This is a genomic window from Neptunomonas sp. ABH4_499, assembly GCF_056160565.1.
The window spans coordinates 1-981 of sequence record NZ_JBSWXK010000040.1; the positions used below are offsets into that span (position 1 = coordinate 1).

The following is a 981-nucleotide window of genomic DNA, read 5'->3' on the forward strand; positions in this document are numbered from 1 at the left end:
CATGCGGGGTAAAGTTTGTTTCAAGCAGTGTAACTGAGGATTCGACCGCAGGTCGAGGGCTGAAAGACTTATCCGACAGCCTCAACGCCCGGCTCACCGAGCAAATTTTGCTGGCGGCAGTTTTGCCGCGCAGCGCAAAAGTGGTGACAGTAAAATTTGTCCGGTGGAGCCGTTTGTTAGCTCTTTTTCCAGAACTTCCATTTAGAACTACCATTCTCCAGCACAGATTTTCTGTTTAGTTTGATGCGATGGTAAATACCTTTTTTCTGAAGCAATTCGTGTATATGGTTACGACCTTCTGCTCTTTTCTCGGCCACGTAATCTAGCTCATCGGGAGACAGAATTTGAACCGTAACTAATGTAATTTCTTCTGCTGGGAACTTTACGCTTTTTGGCATATCTGGGCTTTCGACACCAAGAATTACGCCTACCATACCACCTTTATTTTGAAACTCTTCAAGGCCGCAATCTTCAGCGTATAGCTCCATAGTAACGACACCATGAGTTTTAACAAAATCCGCTATTTGGCCACTATGGGCTGCTTGTTGAGATATTGCGTAAACTAGCTTAAACAGCCAAGTGTCAGATATATCAGCTTCAAGTTTCTCAGTCGTTTCCGCAATGACCTCTAACCTGAAACCATTATTAGGCTCAGCCATATCATCGAAGGGATCAGACAGCCCATTGCTAGCAACCTTAATACTTTTATTAGTTCGAATGATGCTAAATGCCTGCCGAAGAGAAGGCCACTGCGGCCCACCCATAAACGCTGGATTGGTTATGTGCCCAATAACATCAGGGTCAACATTGCCTAATGAGCTAAACAAAGTGTCACGAGCGTCATTAGTTTTATCATAAATTTCAGTGTTCATAGGTATCCTTTTTTTTGAGCTAACGAGACTGTCGGATTAGACATTTAACACCATAAGACTCCATCCCACAGTCCTCCTTCATATTCCTTAACGCCTAAAAACCGTTTTT

1 protein-coding gene is annotated in these 981 nt (G+C 43.5%); it reads right to left on the reverse strand.

The genetic code is table 11. The annotated features are described in order from the left end of the window. Positions 1-176 precede the first annotated feature (176 nt). Positions 177-872, reverse strand: coding sequence for a hypothetical protein (locus ACXAF9_RS18140; protein ID WP_475076825.1), 696 nt, complete (start codon positions 870-872; stop codon positions 177-179). Between the last annotated feature and the right edge of the window lie 109 nt (positions 873-981).